At 71.0% G+C, this 17,382-nt stretch carries 14 protein-coding genes; 9 read left to right on the top strand and 5 right to left on the bottom strand.

The window, feature by feature from the left end; translation table 11 throughout:
- Positions 1-8 precede the first annotated feature (8 nt).
- Positions 9-632: a GntR family transcriptional regulator gene (locus AB0K21_RS16100; RefSeq protein WP_343978625.1), complete on the bottom strand. Its 624-nt coding sequence runs from the start codon at positions 630-632 to the stop codon at positions 9-11.
- Entirely contained in the window at positions 629-1,501 is an 873-nt protein-coding gene (locus AB0K21_RS16095; RefSeq protein ID WP_343978628.1) for an EamA family transporter, read from the bottom strand. Before AB0K21_RS16095 ends, AB0K21_RS16100 begins: the two co-directional genes overlap by 4 nt.
- Before the next feature lie 118 nt (positions 1,502-1,619).
- Between AB0K21_RS16095 and AB0K21_RS16090 the strand changes: the two genes are divergently transcribed.
- From AB0K21_RS16090 to AB0K21_RS16080, 3 genes are all read left to right on the top strand, one after another.
- Complete coding sequence (locus tag AB0K21_RS16090) at positions 1,620-2,072, top strand: barstar family protein (RefSeq protein WP_343978631.1); 453 nt, start codon at positions 1,620-1,622, stop codon at positions 2,070-2,072.
- A gap of 578 nt (positions 2,073-2,650) precedes the next feature.
- On the top strand, positions 2,651-4,549 hold the full coding sequence (locus AB0K21_RS16085) for a nitrate- and nitrite sensing domain-containing protein (RefSeq protein ID WP_343978634.1): 1,899 nt from the start codon (positions 2,651-2,653) through the stop codon (positions 4,547-4,549).
- A complete protein-coding gene (locus AB0K21_RS16080; RefSeq protein WP_343978637.1) occupies positions 4,549-4,905 on the top strand; it encodes a DUF742 domain-containing protein in 357 nt (118 codons plus the stop codon). Before AB0K21_RS16085 ends, AB0K21_RS16080 begins: the two co-directional genes overlap by 1 nt.
- A gap of 39 nt (positions 4,906-4,944) precedes the next feature.
- Here AB0K21_RS16080 and AB0K21_RS16075 read toward each other — a convergent pair whose 3' ends face one another.
- Entirely contained in the window at positions 4,945-5,436 is a 492-nt protein-coding gene (locus tag AB0K21_RS16075) for a GNAT family protein (RefSeq protein WP_343978640.1), read from the bottom strand.
- A gap of 125 nt (positions 5,437-5,561) precedes the next feature.
- On the opposite strand from AB0K21_RS16075, the gene AB0K21_RS16070 reads away from it, so the two are divergent.
- Complete coding sequence (locus AB0K21_RS16070) at positions 5,562-5,870, top strand: hypothetical protein (protein ID WP_343978643.1); 309 nt, start codon at positions 5,562-5,564, stop codon at positions 5,868-5,870.
- Positions 5,871-5,998: 128 nt separating this feature from the next.
- Here the strand turns inward: AB0K21_RS16070 and AB0K21_RS16065 are convergent, their stop codons facing one another.
- A complete protein-coding gene (locus tag AB0K21_RS16065; protein ID WP_364150533.1) occupies positions 5,999-9,553 on the bottom strand; it encodes a BTAD domain-containing putative transcriptional regulator in 3,555 nt (1,184 codons plus the stop codon).
- Positions 9,553-10,044, bottom strand: coding sequence for a GNAT family N-acetyltransferase (locus AB0K21_RS16060; protein WP_343978650.1), 492 nt, complete (start codon positions 10,042-10,044; stop codon positions 9,553-9,555). Before AB0K21_RS16060 ends, AB0K21_RS16065 begins: the two co-directional genes overlap by 1 nt.
- A 218-nt stretch (positions 10,045-10,262) precedes the next feature.
- Between AB0K21_RS16060 and AB0K21_RS16055 the strand changes: the two genes are divergently transcribed.
- From AB0K21_RS16055 to AB0K21_RS16035, 5 genes are all read left to right on the top strand, one after another.
- Positions 10,263-11,663, top strand: a complete 1,401-nt coding sequence (locus AB0K21_RS16055) for an FAD-binding oxidoreductase (RefSeq protein WP_343978653.1) — start codon at positions 10,263-10,265, stop codon at positions 11,661-11,663.
- A gap of 251 nt (positions 11,664-11,914) precedes the next feature.
- A complete protein-coding gene (locus AB0K21_RS16050; protein WP_364150528.1) occupies positions 11,915-14,413 on the top strand; it encodes a discoidin domain-containing protein in 2,499 nt (832 codons plus the stop codon).
- 480 nt (positions 14,414-14,893) lie between these two features.
- Positions 14,894-16,495 carry an ATP-binding protein gene (locus AB0K21_RS16045; protein ID WP_364150525.1) on the top strand — a complete coding sequence of 534 codons (1,602 nt, stop codon included), beginning with the start codon at positions 14,894-14,896 and terminating at the stop codon, positions 16,493-16,495.
- Between the two features lie 96 nt (positions 16,496-16,591).
- Positions 16,592-17,026 (top strand): roadblock/LC7 domain-containing protein, encoded by a 435-nt coding sequence (locus tag AB0K21_RS16040; protein ID WP_343978662.1) that lies wholly within the window; start codon positions 16,592-16,594, stop codon positions 17,024-17,026.
- On the top strand, positions 17,023-17,379 hold the full coding sequence (locus AB0K21_RS16035; RefSeq protein ID WP_364150522.1) for a DUF742 domain-containing protein: 357 nt from the start codon (positions 17,023-17,025) through the stop codon (positions 17,377-17,379). The genes AB0K21_RS16040 and AB0K21_RS16035 overlap by 4 nt, the downstream gene beginning before the upstream one ends.
- The last annotated feature ends 3 nt before the right edge of the window (positions 17,380-17,382 follow it).

Here is a 17,382-nt window from a genome sequence, read left to right as displayed (position 1 = left end):
GTCAGTGCCTAATGACCGCCCCAGCCGTGATCGAGATGCGCGGCGACCGCCTCCCTGGCGGCCTCCGCGGGACCGCCGGCGATCGCGTCGAGCAGGTTCCGGTGCTCGGCGACCAGCACGTGCCGGTCGGAGTAGACGGCGCGCAGCCGCACCAGGCCGAGCCTGGTCTCGACGGCCAGCATGCCGTAGAGCCGCTCCAGCCGGGGGCTGCCCACCGCGACGACCAGCGCCTGGTGCAGCGCCATGTGCTCGGCCACCATGTCCGCCCAGGGGGCGTCCGCGGGCAGCGCGGCCATTCGCGCCAGTGCCGCGTCCGCCTCCCCGACCCGCCGGCCGGCCAGCGCGGTGGCCGTCAGTTCCTCAAGCGGGCGCCGAACGAACATCAGGTCGTCCAGGTCGGCCACGGTCACCTCGGCCACCTGGGCGCTGCGGTGCCGCTCGCGCCTGAGCAGCCCCTCGTGCACGAGCACGGCGAGCGCCTCGCGGACCGTCGGGCGGGCCACCCCGTACAGGGCCGAGAGCTCCTGTTCGGGCAGCGTGGTGCCCGGGTCGATCTCGCCGGACAGCACCCGCCGGCGCAGGGCGTCGGCGAGCGCGCCGACGGCGGAGACGGGATGGAGCGGGAGGGTCACGCCGACGACCCTATTGCCCTTCCGCCCCGGCCGGCGGGCGAGACGCGCTCGGGCAGAGAGACCGCGACCAGGCTGGCGCCGAGCAGCAGCAGGCCGGCGACCGAGGCGGGCCCGAGCCGCTCGCCGAGCACGACGACACCGAGCAGCGTCGCCACCGCGGGCTCGGCCAGCGCGAGGGTGGCGGCGGTCGCGACCGGGGTGGTGCGCAGCCCCCTTCCGTACAGCAGGTAGGCCAGCGCGGTGGTGGCACAGCCCAGGTAGAGGGCGGTGAGCAGGCCGCGCGGCTCGGCGAGCCAGCCGGTGCCGGTCCACAGCAGGACGGGCACCATGACGACCGCCGCCCCACCGAACATCAGCCCCATCACCGCGTCGGAGGGCGCCCCCGCGCCGATCGTCCGCGCGGCGGTGACCGCGTAGAAGGCGTACAGCAGGCCGCCGAGCAGCGCGAACAGGACCCCATCGGCCCGCACCTCGCCTCCCCCTCCGGTGAGTACGGCGCAGCCGGCGATCGCCGCCGCGGTCGCCACCGCCCAGCGGCGGCTGGGCCGCACGCGGTCGAGCAGCCAGGACAGCAGCCCGGTGAAGACGGGGCCGCTGCCGATGGCGACAACCGTGCCGACGGCCACTCCGGTCCTGCTGACCGCGGCGAAGAAGCACAGCTGGTACGCCGCCACGGCCACCGCGGCGGCCGCGAGCGGGCCTCGGGGGAGACCCAGGAGCCGCGCGGGGCCGGTGACGGCCGCGAGGACCAGGCCACCGATCACCAGGCGGGCGGCGGCCATGGAGACGGGATCGACCCCGGCGACGAGCAGGCCCGCGGTTCCCGCGGTCCCCCAGAGCACGGCGGCTCCGATCACGGCGAGTTTCACGGGACGATTGTAAGCATATTGTCTGACAACCATACAACGCTGCTCCGGCGGACGGCCGGGAGGACACACCGCCGTCTCGTTTTCCAGAGCGCGCGCGCGGGTAGTTCGGCGAGGTGAGATGTCCGATAAGCAGTACGAAACAGCAGCTCAGGGCACGGTCGACGGTGAGTCGTCACACGCCCTCCGCCGACCACGGACGGAGATGATCGCGTTGTCCAGGGGAACGTTCCGCCAGGGGTCGGCGGAGGAGGTCGAGTCCATGCTCGGCACCGCGACGCCGCATCCGCTGAACGGCGTGAAGATCACCACTTCGGCCGAGGCGATGGACGCGATCGCCGAGGCTCTCGACCTGCCCGACCGTTTCGGGCACACCCTCGACTCGCTTTACGACGTGCTGACCGACCTGTCGTGGCTGCCGCCGGGCGAGCACCTGCTGCTCTGGTCGGAGCCGTCGACGCTGCGGAGCGAGGACCGCCAGACCTATGACGCCATCCGGACCGTCCTCACCGAGGCGGTCGCCGATGACACGCCCGGAGAGTCCTTCCTGTCCGTTCTCGTGCTGACCGACTGAGCCGTCGCCACGCAGTGCGCGCAGAAGGCACCGCCACGGCCCTCGGGACAGCTGCAGCGCCAGTCCAGCGTCTCGTCGACGATCCGGAACTCGACGCACGCGGCGCCCTCGTCGACCTCGGCCGTCACCAACCGCGGGCCGAAACGGACCAACTGCACCGCCAGCGTGCCGCCGTGGGCCCGCGCCGACCGTCCCGCCCGCTCGGCCTCGGCTTTGACGAGCTCCGCAATCGTTTGCATCGAAGGTTCCCTCCTACCTGAAGAGACGCACCTGAGGTATGGAAGGTTCCAAACCGATACAGCACGATAAATCATCGCAACGTAACCCACATGCACATCTAGCACCAAGTGACCCTCATTGCTATGTTTGGCGACTGTTAACCACGCATCTCAATAGTGCGAGGTATTATGGCTGGCCGAAAACACTCAATCAGGGTGAAAATTTTTACCTTACTTTTGGTACCAATTGTATCCCTTGTAGTCATTTGGGCGTTTGCTGCCAGCCTGACGGTCCAGAACGGCCAGGAACTCCTCAAGATCCGCGACGGCTACGTGTACGCGGTCCAACCCGCCAGAAAAGTGACCACCGCGCTCCAGCACGAACGGCTGCTGTCGCTGTCCGTCCTGGGAGACGTCGACGTCTCGCGTGCGGAACTGGACGCGCAGCGCGTCCGCACGAACGACGCGCGAGCCGAGCTGGAGCGGCTGATCACCGCGGCCCGTTCCGACCTCGTCCCGGGCACCTGGGAGCGGCTGAACCGGCTCCTTCGCGCCATGGACCGGCTCACCGAGATCCGCAGCGGCGTCGACACCCGCACCGACACCCGGCTGCAGACGCTCGACGCCTACACCGGGATCATCGAGGCCGCCTTCGACGTCTACGAGAAGGTGCGGATATCCACCGACATCGAGCTGACCGACCAGGCGCGGGCCGTCGTCATGGTCGGGCGGAGCCGTGAGATCCTCAGCCGGCAGGCCGCCCTGATAGCCGGAGCCGTGGTCGAGGGGGCCATGAGCCCCTCGGAACGTGCCAGGTTCAGCGAACTGGTCACCGGCCGCAGGCTCCTCTACTCCCTGGGCTTCGACCAGTTCGACGCCGAGTTCCAGGCCCTCTACACCGCCCTGCACGACTCCCCCGACTACTCCTCGTTCGAGAGGATCGAGAACGCCGTCGCCACGTCGGCGGTTCCGGACCCCGCCTGGGCCGAGGTCGCCACCCGGCTCTCCGACGACTTCGACAGCCGCGCCGGAAAGGTCAGCGAACGCATCAGCGAGCGGTCCATGCCGCTCGCCAGGGGCATCCTGATCCAGATCGGCCTCGCCGGCGGGCTGGGCCTGGCCGCGGTCGGGCTGTCCGTCTTCGTCTCGGTACGGTTCGGCCGGCGGCTGGGCGGCGAGCTCATCGACCTCCAGCAGGCGGCCCTCGACCTGGCCGACAGGCGGCTGCCCGACGTGGTCCGGCGGCTCCGCCGGGGCGAGGACGTCTGCTCGGAGGCACCCGAGATCAACGTCGGCAGCACCACCGAGGTCGCCAGGGTCGGCGAGGCGTTCTCCACCGTGCAACGGACCGCCGTCGAGGCCGCCGTCGGTCAGGCCGAGATGCGCAAGGGCGTCAACAAGGTCTTCGTGAACCTGGCCAGGCGCAGCCAGTCCCTGCTGCACCGGCAGCTGGCCATGCTGGAGACCATGGAAGGGCGGGCCCGCGATCCGGAGACCCTTGAGGATCTGTTCAGCCTGGACCACCTGACCACCCGGATGCGCCGCCACTCCGAGGGCCTGATCATCCTGTCCGGCGCCGTCCCCGGACGGGGATGGCGGACACCGGTCACGATCTACGACGTGGTCCGCGCCGCGGTCGAGGAGGTCGAGGACTATCCGCGCGTGACGATCAGCGTTCCGCACGGCCCGTCCGTGATCGGCGCGGTCGTCACCGACGTGATCCACCTGGTCGCCGAACTGGTCGAGAACGCCGCCATGTTCTCTCCCCCGCACACCTCGGTACGCGTGCACGGCGAGACGGTCGCCAGGGGCTACGCCATCGAGGTCGAGGACCGGGGGCTCGGCATCCCCGCCGAGGAGATGGCCCGGCTCAACGCGCGGCTGGCCGACCCGCCGGAGTTCGACCTGGCCGACAGCGACCGGCTCGGCCTGTTCGTCGTCGCGCAGCTCGCCGTCCGGCACGGCATCCGCGTCTCCCTGCGGCCCTCCCCCTTCGGCGGCACCACGGCGATCGTGCTGCTCCCGAGCGAGCTGGTGGTCGAACCGCTCGATCCCCGGTTCACCTACTCGGTCGAGGTCGAAAGGCTTCCCTCCGGCAACGGCCTCCCCAAACGGGTGCGCCAGACCGTACCCGCCGAACGGGCCGCCTCCGGCGCCCCTGTCGCGGAGACCACCCCGGAGAGCAGGGGAGCCGTACCGAGCGGCGTGCTCGCCGCGTTCCGCGACGAACGGCAGCGCACCGGGCCGGAGGGCGGCTGATGACCGAGCGCTGGCTCGACCGGGAGGCCGGTCCGATCGTCCGTCCCTACACGATGACCCGCGGCAGGACCAGGGCCGCGGGCGCTCATTTCGACCTGATGGCCGTGGTGGTGGCGGTCCGGGCCCCACGCCGGGACCTGCCGCCCGAGCACATGTCGATCCTGAACGCCTGCCGCGCGCCGATCTCCGTCGCCGAACTGGCCGGGGAGACCGGCATGGCCGTCGGAGTGCTCCGGGTGCTCCTCGGCGACCTGCGCGACCACGACCTGATCACCGTACGGCTCCCCGCGGCGCCCTCCGCGATCCCCCGCGAGAACCTGCTCCGCGACCTCCTCGCCGGGCTCAAGGCCCTCTGAGCCCGGCGGGCGTTTCGCCCGTGGGCGAGACCGCGCCGCTCAGTCCGTGGCCAGGCGGGCGTGCCGCTCCACGTCGTGGCGGACGCCCGCGTAACTCAGCTTGGCCCGCTCGATTCCCTCGGAGCGGAATCCGGCCCTGGTGGCCACCGTGCAGGAGGCCACGTTGCTGACCCGGTGCGCCAGCTCCAGGCGGAACAGCCCCCGTTCCCTGAACGCCCACTCGGCCATCTTGCCGGCGGCGGCCACGGCCACACCCCGTCCCCTGGCACGCGGGATCGTCCAGTAGGACACCCAGCCGGTCTCGTGCGCGTCGATGTTGCTCACGGCGACGTTCCCCACGACCTCGCCGTTGGACACCACGGCGAACGCCCGCGCGTCGTCACGGAAGCCCCAGACCCCCATCCACTCCAGCGCCGCCTGGGCCGTGTCGATGGGCCGGGCCGCCTGCTCGGCCATGTCCGGGGAGCTGAACGCGTCGAGCACGACCCACATGTCGTCGGGTCGCCATCCACGCAACTCCACTTCAATCATGCCGTGCAGGGTAGCCCCGAGACCGTCCCGCGCAACGCGCCGCCCACCGCTCTGACGTCCGGAAATCGTCCACATCGGAGCGCGGGTCCCAGATAGATCCGAGATCTGCTGGGCACTCAGCAGCTATGAGTGACGATTCGGAGAGCCGCGACCTCACCGGGAAGGGCTTCGGCGACGGCCGACCCAGGACAATGGGAGAGATAGCCGTGAATCTGGCGGTCAGCGAATCACTCGCCAATCACGGCCACCACGCCCTGGTCAACGCGCACGAGTCGGCTGCCCGCGGTCACCAGCTCATGGCCGACGCGGGCGTGGGCGACGTGGAGCAGCACCTCGATCTGGCGCGCTGGCACCACTGGTGCGCCATCGTGGAGTACCAACTGGCCGACGAGGCGGACCAACGGACTCCCGCCAGACGGAACCCGAACGGCTGAACACGGCGGGCGAGCCCGAGAGGCGCCCCCCGCACCGGTACGGCCCGGGCGGACCGCTCCGCCGGCAGGCGCGGTCACGGCGAGGATGACCGCACCCCCGGCCGATACGTGGGCTCCGGCCGGCGGGATCAGCTTTCACGGATCTCCCTGGCCAGCGCGGCACTGCGGTGTTCCAGGTGCCACAGCCCGAGGCGGTGGTGGGTCTCCCGCGCTCGCTCGGCGTGCGCCAGTGCCTCCTCGACGCGACCGACCCTGTGGAGCAGCTGGGCGACCACACCGTGGATCGTCCCCCAGGAGATGCATCCCGTTCCCAACGTCACCAGCTGTTCGGCGATGGGTTCCAGTTCCTCCAGCAGCCCGTACGGATCGGGGCGGCCGATCCTGGCCGCGACGAGACCCCACTGCCAGGTGACGAACTGCCACGCCCAGTCACGCTCGACGGCGACGCCCCACCGGTCGATCAGACGGTGGGCGAGCGCCTCGTCCCCCGCCTCGATCACGGCCAGTACGGCGGCGGGACGCAGCAGGCTGTTGGAGTCGTCCTCGGCGGCCTCGAGCAGTTCCGGTACGAGCACCCCGTGTCGGCCCTGTGCCCAGGACGAGAAGAAGGCGCAGAGGAGATGGATGTACTCCGGGCCCCAGAGGCTGATGCGCCGGTAGCTCTCGGCGCCGGTCGCGGCAAGCCTCTCCACCTCCTCCCAGCGGCCGTCGAGCATCGCCCGCCCGGTCGCGGCGTAGGTCACCTGCGTCTCGAGCTCCGGCATCCGCACCTCGCCGGTCAGGCGCAGGCAGCGGGCCAGCTCGGCGTCGTAGTCGGCCAGCCTTCCCTCGCGCAGGAAGGTCGGCATCCGGTGCAGGCGGGCGATGATCTCGGCGGCCCGGGGCAGGTCGGGGAGGGACAGGATCTCCTCCGCCGCCCGGTAGCGCTCCTCCTCGTACTCCGGGGTCCAGGAGGCGATGATGAAGTTGTTGAGCGTGCGCGCGAGCAGGCGGTGGTCACCGGCCCGCCGGGCGAGCGCGACCGCCTCGGCCGCGAGCCTCGCGCCCTCCCACCGCCGTTCGCTGTAGTAGAGCTCCACTCCGAGGGTTCCCAGCAGCTCGGCCCTGACCGCCTCCCGCCCGGGCGGCAGCCGGTTCAGCTGGTCCTCCAGCACGTCGATCATGCGCCTGTCCACCACGCCGTAGGCGCGCCAGTTCCACAGCGTCACCCCGCCGAAGACCGTCGCCGCCTCGATCACCGCCGCGTCGTCGCCCTTACGGATGGCGAGGGTCACGGCCTCGTCCAGGGCGGTGTGCGCCGTGATCACGTCGCCGACCACCCTGCGCGCCCGTCCCAGCTCGATGAGCAGGGCGCCGCGGCTGAACGCCGGATCCGCGGACTGCGGGTCGAGCGCCGCGAGCGCCTGCTCCCAGAACATGACCGCCTCGTCGTAGGCGAGGCGGGCCGCCGCCTGTACCGCCGCCCTGACGGCGTACGACGTCGCCTTGGCCGAGTGACCGATCCTGGCCGCCATGCCGAAGTGGTGGGCGAGCACGGGCAGTCGCGGCTCCAGGTTTCCCGGGTGAAGATTCTCGACCGCCTCACCCACTCGCCCGTGGATCTGCGCCCGCTGCAGTCGGCTCAGTCCCGTGTAGAGAGCCTCGCGGACGAGCGCGTGCGAGAAGCGATAGTCCCAGCCCCCGGCCACCTCGGTGAGCAGGCCGGTCGCCACCGCGGGTTCGAGCAGCATCATCATCCGGGCGCCGCCGATCCCGGTGGCGGCTTCCAGCACGTCCGCGTCGACGTCCCTGCCGATCACCGCGGCGGCCCGCAGGAGCGTCTGGGAGTCCTCGGGCAACCGCGAGACCCGCCGGGTGATGACGTCGCGCACCCCCTCGGGGACGGAGAGGGAGGTGACGTCCGCGGCGGCGACCTGGTCCAGCGGCGAGACGCTGTCCAGCAGGCGGAGCACCTCACCGAGGAAGAAGGGGTTACCGCCGGTACGGTCGTGCAGCGCGCTGACCAGGGCCGGGTCGGGGCCGATGTCCGCACGACCTACCCGGCCCAGATCGTCAGGGCCCGCGTCGTCCAGGTAGTCGGCGACCTGCTCCCACGTGAACGCGGTGACGCTCATCCGCTCGGTACCGCGCTGCCGGGTCAGGTCGCCGAGCGCGTCCGTCAGCGCCGGCCACGCCTCGGCGGTCTCGGCGGCCTCGGGGCGCAGGGTCGCCAGCACGAGCAACGGCACCCGGTGCAGGTCGCCGCCGAGGAAGGTCAGCAGCTTCAGGGACGCGGCGTCCGCCCAGTGGACGTCCTCCATGAGGATGAGCACCGGTGCCACGCCCGCCCGCCGTGACAGCGCCCTGGCCACCGCGTCGTACAGCAGGAAGCGCGCGGTGTCGGGATCGTCCGCGCCCGAGGCCCCGTCCGCGCCCGTCAACCGGCGGATCACGTTCTCGACCCCCTCCGCCTCCCGGGTCACGGCCCCAAGCCCTCCGGCACCGGCCTCCGCCTCTTCTTCGAGGGCGGTCAGCACCTGGATCCACGGCCAGAACACGGGCGCGCCACGCCCTTCGACGCACCGGCTCCACACCGGGGTGACCCCCAGTTCCCCGGCGATCTCGGCCGCGGCCTCCGCGAGACGGGTCTTGCCGACCCCGGACTCGCCGCTGACCAGCAGCACGCCTCCCGCGCCACGGGCCGTGTCCCGCAACCGCTCCCGGATCCGGCGCAGCTGAGGCTCCCTGCCCACGAGCCTGCGCCCGCGCGGGGCGGAGGCCCGCCACTCCCCTGCCGTCCGGGGGGCCACGACGTCCTCCCCGCGGGACGATCCGTCCCCGCGCGCGGGCGAGATCTCCTCCCCTCGCGCGATCGACGGCCAGGAGCCTTCGAGAGACTCGTCCTGGTCGAGGATGGCCTGTTCGAGACGGCGCAGTTCGAGGCTGGGATCGAGCCCGAGTTCGTCACCGAGGAGGGTACGGCAGCGCTGGTAGGCGGCCAGTGCCTCGGCCTGCCTGCGGTCGCGGTACAGGGCGCGCATGAGCAGCGCCCAGGACCCCTCCCGGTAGGGATCGAGATCGAGCAGATGCCCGGCCTCGACGGCCGCCTCACTGAACCTGCCGAGCAGCAGCCACGCCTCGGCCCGCGTGGACAGTGCCGACAGGCGCACCTCGGTGAGGCGGGCCACGACAGGCCCCACGAAGGAGCGGTCGGAGAAGTCGGCGAGCGGCTCGCCCCGCCAGGTGCCGAGTGCCGCGTCCAGGGACCGCTCGGCCTCCCACGCCCGCCCGTCGGCCAGAGCGGCCTGTGCCTCCTCGACGGCCCGGATGAAGCGGTTGGCATCCACCTGATCGGGCGAGATGTCCAGCAGGTACCCAGGCTCCCGGGTCCGCAGGACGCGAGCGGGGGACCGAGGGCTGCGCAGCGGTTCGAGGATCCTGCGGAGCTGGGAGATGTACGCCTGGAGCGTTCCTGTCGCGCTGGACGGCGGCTCGTCGGCCCAGAGCCGGTCGATCATCTGGTCGAGGGGTGCGACATGGGGCGCGTTGAGCACCAGGAGCGTCAGCACGGCCCGCTGTTTGCGGGATCCCAGGTCGAGGAGCGCACCGGTGCCGTCGGCCACCTCCACCGGTCCGAGGATGCGGAAATCCAGACACGCCGCGGCCTGGGCGGTATCCGGTACCTCGCCACCGTTCGCGAGCATCACAACTCCCGCACGAGCCACGCGACCGCCAATGCCTCGATCGCGGGTCCATCGTATCGGCAGGTCGCGATGGGGGTTCTGTCGGCGGCGACGAAACCGGAGGAGCCGAGGAGGGAGAACGTTCCCGGATCCGCCGCCGCCACCCGGTAGCGCACCAGTTGGACGCCGTCCGCGCGCATCTCCGTCAGCAGGTCACCGAGCAGCCGCCGGCCGAGACCCCGTCCCCGGTGTGGCAGGGCGACGACCAGGGCCCGCAGGCGGGCGTCACGGTCGGGCTGTCCCACCTCGACGAGGGCACCGGCCACCGGCGGATCGTCCACCGGCCGCGCCAGATCGACCAGCACGTACACCCGGCAGCGAGCGGCCGACACCTCGGACAGGGCCTCCTCCAGGGCCTCGTCGAGCAGATCGGGACCCGTCGCACCCGCGTATGCCAGGACCTCCCGCAACAGCAGGGTGCTGGAGGGCTGGGACTCCAGTGACGACGACATGCGCACAGCGTTCCACCGCCGTCTAGGAAACGACTAGGAGTCCTCTAGGTCCTCGGCCGGGTCCGGCGGCCACCACTCCGGTCGCGGTGGCCGCCGGACCCCAGTAACAACCCAGTCGTCTCCAAGTGCCGGCTGCGACAACTGGAGGACCGGGCCGGTCGAGGCCCCGCGACTTCGCCCCACGCCGCGAGTCGTCTCACACCATCGGGAGAACCCTCATGAGTACCGCCTTTTCCACGGCCGAGCATCTCGGCGGAGAGCTGGAAGTCCTGCGAGGCCAGGTCGCCGGCCCTGTCCTCGCTCCTGGTCAGGACGGCTACGAGGAGGAGACCGCGGGTTTCAACACCGCGGTCCGGCACCACCCGGCCGTCGTGGTGGGCGCCACCCGCACCGCGGACGTCATGGCGGCGGTCCGCTTCGCGGTCCACCACTCCCTTCCCGTCGCCGTGCAGGCCACCGGGCACGGCGCCGTCCAGGCCTCCGACGGGGCGCTGCTGATCAACACCTCCAGGATGCGCGAGGTCACCGTCGACCCCTCCGGCCGCACCGCGCGGGTCAGCGCGGGCTGCCGCTGGGCGGACGTCATCGCGCAGACGACCCCGTACGGCCTGGCCCCCCTGAGCGGCTCGTCCACGGGCGTCGGGGCGGTGGGCTACACGCTGGGCGGTGGCATCGGCCCGATCTCGCGGGCCTTCGGCTTCGCCGCCGACCACGTACGGGAGATCACCGTGGTGACCGCGGACGGCCTGGTCCGGGTGACGGACCCGGACACCGAGCCCGACCTGTTCTGGGGACTGCGTGGCGGCAAGGGCAGCTTCGGCGTGGTCACCTCCATGGTCATCGACCTGTTCCCGGTGTCGACCCTGTACGGGGGCGGCCTCTACTTCAGCGCCGAGGACACCCCCGCCGTCCTGCACGCCTACCGGACCTGGGTCGACACGCTGCCGGAGGCCACGACCACCTCGGTGGCGATGCTGCGCCTGCCCCCGGTGCCCGAACTCCCCCCGCAGCTGCGTGGCCGCTTCGTGACCCACCTGCGCTTCGCCCATCTCGGCGACGCCCACAAGGCGGAGGCACTCCTCGCCCCGATGCGGGCCGTCGCCGAGCCGATCTTCGGCGAGATCGCGCAGATGCCGTTCGGCGCGATCGACTCCGTGCACCAGGACCCGGTGCATCCCATGCCGAGCTGGGAGCGCGGCGCCCTGCTGCGCGAGCTCGGCGCGGAGACCGTGGAGGCGCTCCTGGCGGCGGCCGGCCCGACGGTCGACGTGCCGCTGGCCATCGTGGAGCTGCGCCAGCTGGGCGGGGCGCTGGGCCGCGAGCCGCGCCGGCCGAACGCCGTGGGCGGGCGGGACGCCGCCTTCGGCGTGATGGTGATCGGCGCCCCCGTTCCCGAACTGCTCGACACGGTCGTCCCGGCCGTGGGCGGTGCCGTGCTCGGCTCCCTGACTCCCTGGCTGACCGGCGGGACGCAGCTCAACTTCCACGGGGCGATGCTCGCCCCCGAAGACCTGGCCCGCGCCTGGCCGGAGCCGACACTGCGCAGGCTCATCGCTCTCAAGGACCACTACGACCCGGCCCGGGTGTTCCGCTTCGGCCACGTCGTGCCCCGCGTCTGAGCTCCCAGATCCACCGGCAGGCCGGGGGGGCCTGCCGGTGTCTCGCGGCGGGGGCGGAGCTCGTCCGTGGCACGGGACCTATTGACCTCATGTTTCCGACAAATTAAATTAAGTATAGAAATAAGGCGTTGATTTACAGTGCCGTAGTCGCGCCTCATCTGCTGTCGGACCTTCCACCCCCCGGATCCACTGTGGAGACAAGCATGAGAGGTCTGTTCCGTCCTGCCGCCTTATGGACTGCCACGGCAGTCGTGGCGGCTCTGCTCGCAGTACCGTCGAGCCCGGCATTCGCCGACACGTTGTTGTCGCAGGGCAAGGCCGCGACGGCCTCCTCGACCGAGAACGGTGGCACCCCGCCGGCCGCCGCGGTCGACGGCGACACCGGCACCCGCTGGTCCAGCGCGGCCGGCGACTCCCAGTGGATCCAGGTCGACCTGGGCGCCTCGTTCGGCATCAGCAGGGTCGTGCTGAACTGGGAGGCCGCGTACGGCAGCGGATACAAGATCCAGTCATCCGAGAACGGGAGCACCTGGACGGATCTGAAGACCGTCACCGGCGGTGACGGCGGAATCGACACCTGGGACGTCACCGGCAGCGGCCGGTACGTCCGGATGCAGGGCGTCACGCGAGCCACCGGCTACGGATACTCACTGTGGGAGTTCCAGGTCTTCGGTGGGGACTCGGGCCCCGCGGGCCAGTGCGGGACCGGCAACGCCGCGTTGAACAGACCCTCGACCGCGTCGTCCACCGAGAACGGCGGGACCCCCGCGAGCGCCGCCTTCGACGGCGACAACGGGACCCGCTGGTCCAGCGCGGCCGGCGACCCGCAGTGGATCCAGGTGGACCTGGGCTCGACCCGGACCGTCTGCGGGATCGACCTGAGGTGGGAGGCCGCGTACGCGAGCGCTTTCAAGCTCCAGGGGTCGACCAACGGCACCACCTGGACCGACCTGAAGTCCGTCACGGGCGCCACCGGCGGCGTTCAGTCGCACGAGGTGAGCGGCTCCGCCCGGTACGTCCGGATGCACGGCACCACCCGAGCCACCGGCTACGGATACTCACTGTGGGAGTTCGCCGTGCGCACCACGTCCGACGGTCCGGTGATCCCCGGCGGCGGGGACCTGGGACCGAACGTTCACGTCTTCGACCCGTCCATGTCCAGTGCCGACATCCAGAGCCGGCTCGACACCGTCTTCCAGCAGCAGGAGTCGGCCCAGTTCGGCACCGGGCGCCACGCCTTCCTGTTCAAGCCGGGCACCTACCACGTGAACGCCAAGGTCGGCTTCTACACCTCGATCATGGGTCTGGGGCAGTCCCCCGACGACGTCACCGTCAACGGCGTGACCGTCGACGCGGGCTGGTTCGGCGGCAACGCGACCCAGAACTTCTGGCGCTCGACGGAGAACCTGTCGGTCCAGCCGCCCGGCGGCACCAACCAGTGGGCCGTCTCCCAGGCCGCGCCGTTCCGCCGCATGCACATCAAGGGCGCGCTCAACCTGGCCCCCACCGGCTACGGCTGGGCCAGCGGCGGCTACATCGCCGACAGCAAGATCGACGGCGCCGTCGGCCCGTACTCGCAGCAGCAGTGGTACACCCGGGACAGTTCCGTCGGCGGCTGGGTCAACGGCGTGTGGAACATGGTCTTCTCCGGGGTGCAGGGCGCTCCCGCCACCGCCTTCACCGACAAGTCCTACACCACGCTGGACAACACCCCGATCAGCCGTGAGAAGCCGTACCTCTACCTCTCCGGCAACGAGTACCGGGTGTTCGTCCCGGCCAAGCGGACCGGCGCGCGCGGTGTGAGCTGGGCGAACGGCGCCACCCCGGGAAGCTCGATCCCGCTCGCCCAGTTCTACGTCGCCAAACCCGGCGACACGGCCGCGACCATCAACGCCGCGCTCAGCCAGGGCCTGCACCTGCTGCTCACCCCCGGCATCTACCACATCGACCAGCCGATCAACGTGACCAGGGCGAACACCGTGGTCCTGGGTCTCGGCCTGGCCACGATCATCCCCGGCGGCGGCGCCACCGCGGTCAAGGTCGCCGACGTGGACGGCGTGCGGCTCGCCGGTTTCCTGGTCGACGCGGGCCCGCAGAAGTCCGACGTGCTCATCGAGGTCGGCCCGCAGGGGTCGAGCGCCGACCACGCCGCCAACCCGACCACGCTGCAGGACGTGTTCGTCCGAATCGGCGGCGCCTTCGCCGGCAACGCCACCACCAGCGTGGTCGTCAACAGCGACGACGTGATCATCGACCACACCTGGCTGTGGCGCGGTGACCACGGCGACGGCATCGGCTGGAACGTCAACACCGCCGAGACCGGCCTGATCGTCAACGGCGACGACGTCCTGGCGACCGGCCTGTTCGTCGAGCACTACCGCAGGTACGACGTCGAGTGGTACGGCGAGCGCGGCCGGACGATCTTCTTCCAGAACGAGAAGGCGTACGACCCGCCGAACCAGGCGGCCTACATGAACGGCGGCACCAAGGGCTGGGCGGCCTACAAGGTCGGCCCCGCGGTCGACACCCACGAGGGCTGGGGACTCGGCAGCTACGTCTACTTCAACGTCGACCCGACGATCCAGGTGGAGAACGCGTTCGAGACCCCGGTGAAGCCTGGAGTCAAGTTCCACAGCCTGCTCACCGTCTCCCTCGGCGGCAACGGGCGGATCAACCATGTGATCAACGGCACCGGCGGCCCGGCCTTCGGCACGGACACGATCCCCTCCAAGCTCGTCTCCTACCCCTGAGGCGCCCCTGAGGCACTCTGAGCCCGCCTGATCAGCGGTGGTCAACGCGCTCTCCTCGCTGATCAGGCGCTTCACCCCCACGCCGTGGGTCTCCGCTGTCACGGGGAGACCCACGGCCTCGTGTCGTACGGTCCCCGGCCACCGATCGAGATCCGCCGTTCTCCGGGCACGGACACGTGCCCCGAATCCCCGGGCCGACGAGACCGCATCCCGCCGACCCCGCGGAAAATCATGACCCTATATAAGCAAATGTCCGAATAGAGAGTATTAATCGACGAATACATTGACTCACGGTTGATTAGACAGGAAATGCGTGGTTCGAGAGTGACTGTCTGTTCTTAGCCGTAGGCGTGGTGCTACGGTGTGTGCCTGTTCGCGCTCTGCCGTGAAGCGGCACCACCCGGTTGACCGATATCGCAGGGGGAACAGCAAGTTCAACGCGGCCTTGTCACGCCTTGCCGCCACCCCCCAAGGACGCCGATGTCAGTAGATGTACCGCACCGAACCCGGAGCAGGCTTTCACCGAGGGAACTGGCGGTCATCGCCTCTCTCGGCACCATGATCATTATGGCCTGCCTGTGGTTGTGGGCGGTGTCCGCCGCCCCCTACGAGGCCAGAGAGCTGATGGCGCTCGTCGGCGGGATCTCGGCCGTACTGCTGTCCGGCGCCGCCGCGGCCATCGTCCACTACGCCGGCACCGGTCGCCGGCTGCGTGAGCAGGCCGAGTGGGCCGGCGCGCGGTTCACCTGGCTGGAGCGGGAAGTGCTGCGAATGGCCGAGGAGTCGCTGCCCTCGCTGGGACACCGGGTGCGCGGCGGCGTCTCGGCCGCCGACGCGCTCTCCCAGCTGCCGCAGCCCTCGGACGGCCCGCTGCGCCGGCTGCTCGACGCGGCCGGGCACGAGCTTGAGCTGATCGAACGCGAGCTCGCCACCGCCCGGGCGTACCGTGAGGCGACCGAGGGCGAGATCTCCCGGCTGACCGACGACACGCTGCCGGATCTGGTCCGGCGGATCCAGACGAACCGGATGTCGGTGAGCGCCGCACTGGCCGAGACAGACCAGCCGGAACACGGCCCACTGCGCGACCTGCTGAGCGAGACGGCGCGGCAGCTCTCCGAGAGCGAGCGCAGGGGCACCGCCGTGATGGCGGCGTGCGCCGGGGCCGCGGCCCGGGTGCAGGCACAGGCCACCAGCCTGCTCGCCCGGCTGCGCGAGCTGGAGGAGCAGTACGGCGAGCACGAGGAGATCTTCGCCGACCTGCTGGACCTGGACCACCGCATCTCCCAGATGAGCCGGCTGGCGGACAACGTCGCACTGCTGAGCGGCGGCCGTTCCGGGCGGCGATGGACCCGGCCGATCGTCATGGAGAGCGTCCTGCGCGGCGCGATGGGCCGCATCGGCGCCTACCGGCGCATCCGGCTGCACTCCAGCAGCACCGTCGCCGTCGCGGGGTACGCGGCCGAGGGCGTGATGCACGCGCTGGCCGAGGTGATGGACAACGCCGCCACGTTCTCGGCGCACGGCACCGAGGTCCACGTATACGTGGACGAGGAGGACGCCGGCGTCGTGATCACGGTCGAGGACAGCGGTCTGGGGATGCGCCCGCGCGAGCGGCAGCACGCCACCAGGCTCGTATCCGAGCCGCTCGACCTGCGGACGCTGTCCGGTACCCGGCTGGGCCTGGCGGTCGTGGGACGCCTGGTCGACAAGTACGGCCTGGCGGTCAGCTTCCGGCCGTCCGCCCGTGGCGGCATGGGGGTCGTGATGCTGATCCCGCGCCTGCTGATCACGCAGCCCCTGTCGGCCACCGTGCCGCCCGTCGTCGAGTCGTCGGTCCGCCGCCCCTTGCAGGCCGCCGTACCGACACCGGCCGTACCCGCGCAGGAGGGGCCGGCCGACGAGTCCGAGGATCTGCTGCCCAGGCGGCGCCGGGGGCAGACGCTGGCCGAGGCGACCAGGGCGCGGCAGACATCGCCGGCCAAGCCCGCGCGCGAGGGGCGTGACTCGGCGGCGAGGTTCGCCGCGTTCCGCCAGGCCGGCGGCCGTGGGCGTTCCCCCTCCCCGGCCCCGGGCGACTCCTGACACGCGTCCGCCGACCACCGGACATCTTTGGATTCACAGATGAGGAGGCAGGGGCCGTCCCTCCCGCGTCCGCGCCGAAGGGGCACCCCGTCGTTTATGAGCACAACCGACGCTTCGCACACCACCGATCGTGACTTCGACTGGCTACTGGAGAACCTCAAGGAGAAGACCCCCGGGGTCAGGCATGTGCTGGTGCTGACCAGGGACGGCCTGAAGATGTGCTTCACCGCCGGCCTCGGCCGGGACGGGGCCGACCAGCTCTCCGCCCTGGCCGCCGGGATCCAGAGCCTCTCGCTGAGCGCCTCCGCCGAGTTCGGGGACGGCATCGGAGCGGGGCAGGCGATGGTGGAGTTCGCCGGCGGACTACTGCTCATCGTGCCGGCCGGGGACGGCGCCCACCTGGCCGTGGTGGCCGAGGAGGACGGCGAGGTGGGGCTCATCGCGCACAACATGAACGAACTGGTGGAGCAGATCGGGGTTTACCTCACCGCGGCACCGCGGCAAACGGAGAACAGCGACGACCGCGGATGACACGGCGAGCCATCGACCGAGAAGACCCGGACCGGCTCTACACGGTCACCGGGGGGCGCACCAGCGCCGACGAGAAATCCTTCGACTCCGTCTCCCTCATCGTCAGCGAGTGCGCCCCCACCCCCGGTATGCAGTCCGAGCACATCAGGATCCTGCGGATGGCCCAGCGGCCGACGGCGGTGGTGGAGATCTCGGCGGAGCTGCGGCTGCCGGTCAGCGTGGTGAAGATCCTGCTGCGCGACCTGCTGGACACCGGTCGTATCACCGTCCGTCATCCGTCGATCGCCGCACAGGCCGAACGACCGGATCCCGAAATCCTGAGGCAGGTGCTCGTTGCACTCCACAACCTCTGACCA

Origin of the sequence: Streptosporangium sp. NPDC049248 (assembly GCF_040678965.1) — a bacterium.
Taxonomy (GTDB): domain Bacteria; phylum Actinomycetota; class Actinomycetes; order Streptosporangiales; family Streptosporangiaceae; genus Streptosporangium; species Streptosporangium fukuiense.
The sequence above is the reverse complement of the archived record's forward strand: the minus strand, read 5'-3'. Positions and strand labels throughout refer to the sequence as shown.

Excerpts from the sequence above, each read along its gene's own strand:
- AB0K21_RS16045 (WP_364150525.1), top strand. The coding sequence starts at position 14,894 with ATGTCAGTAGATGTACCGCACCGAACCCGGAGCAGGCTTTCACCGAGG.
- AB0K21_RS16055 (WP_343978653.1), top strand. The coding sequence starts at position 10,263 with ATGAGTACCGCCTTTTCCACGGCCGAGCATCTCGGCGGAGAGCTGGAA.
- AB0K21_RS16035 (WP_364150522.1), top strand. The coding sequence starts at position 17,023 with ATGACACGGCGAGCCATCGACCGAGAAGACCCGGACCGGCTCTACACG.
- AB0K21_RS16090 (WP_343978631.1), top strand. The coding sequence starts at position 1,620 with ATGTCCGATAAGCAGTACGAAACAGCAGCTCAGGGCACGGTCGACGGT.
- AB0K21_RS16080 (WP_343978637.1), top strand. The coding sequence starts at position 4,549 with ATGACCGAGCGCTGGCTCGACCGGGAGGCCGGTCCGATCGTCCGTCCC.
- AB0K21_RS16070 (WP_343978643.1), top strand. The coding sequence starts at position 5,562 with ATGAGTGACGATTCGGAGAGCCGCGACCTCACCGGGAAGGGCTTCGGC.
- AB0K21_RS16075 (WP_343978640.1), bottom strand. The coding sequence starts at position 5,436 with ATGATTGAAGTGGAGTTGCGTGGATGGCGACCCGACGACATGTGGGTC.
- AB0K21_RS16060 (WP_343978650.1), bottom strand. The coding sequence starts at position 10,044 with ATGTCGTCGTCACTGGAGTCCCAGCCCTCCAGCACCCTGCTGTTGCGG.
- AB0K21_RS16040 (WP_343978662.1), top strand. The coding sequence starts at position 16,592 with ATGAGCACAACCGACGCTTCGCACACCACCGATCGTGACTTCGACTGG.
- AB0K21_RS16065 (WP_364150533.1), bottom strand. The coding sequence starts at position 9,553 with ATGCTCGCGAACGGTGGCGAGGTACCGGATACCGCCCAGGCCGCGGCG.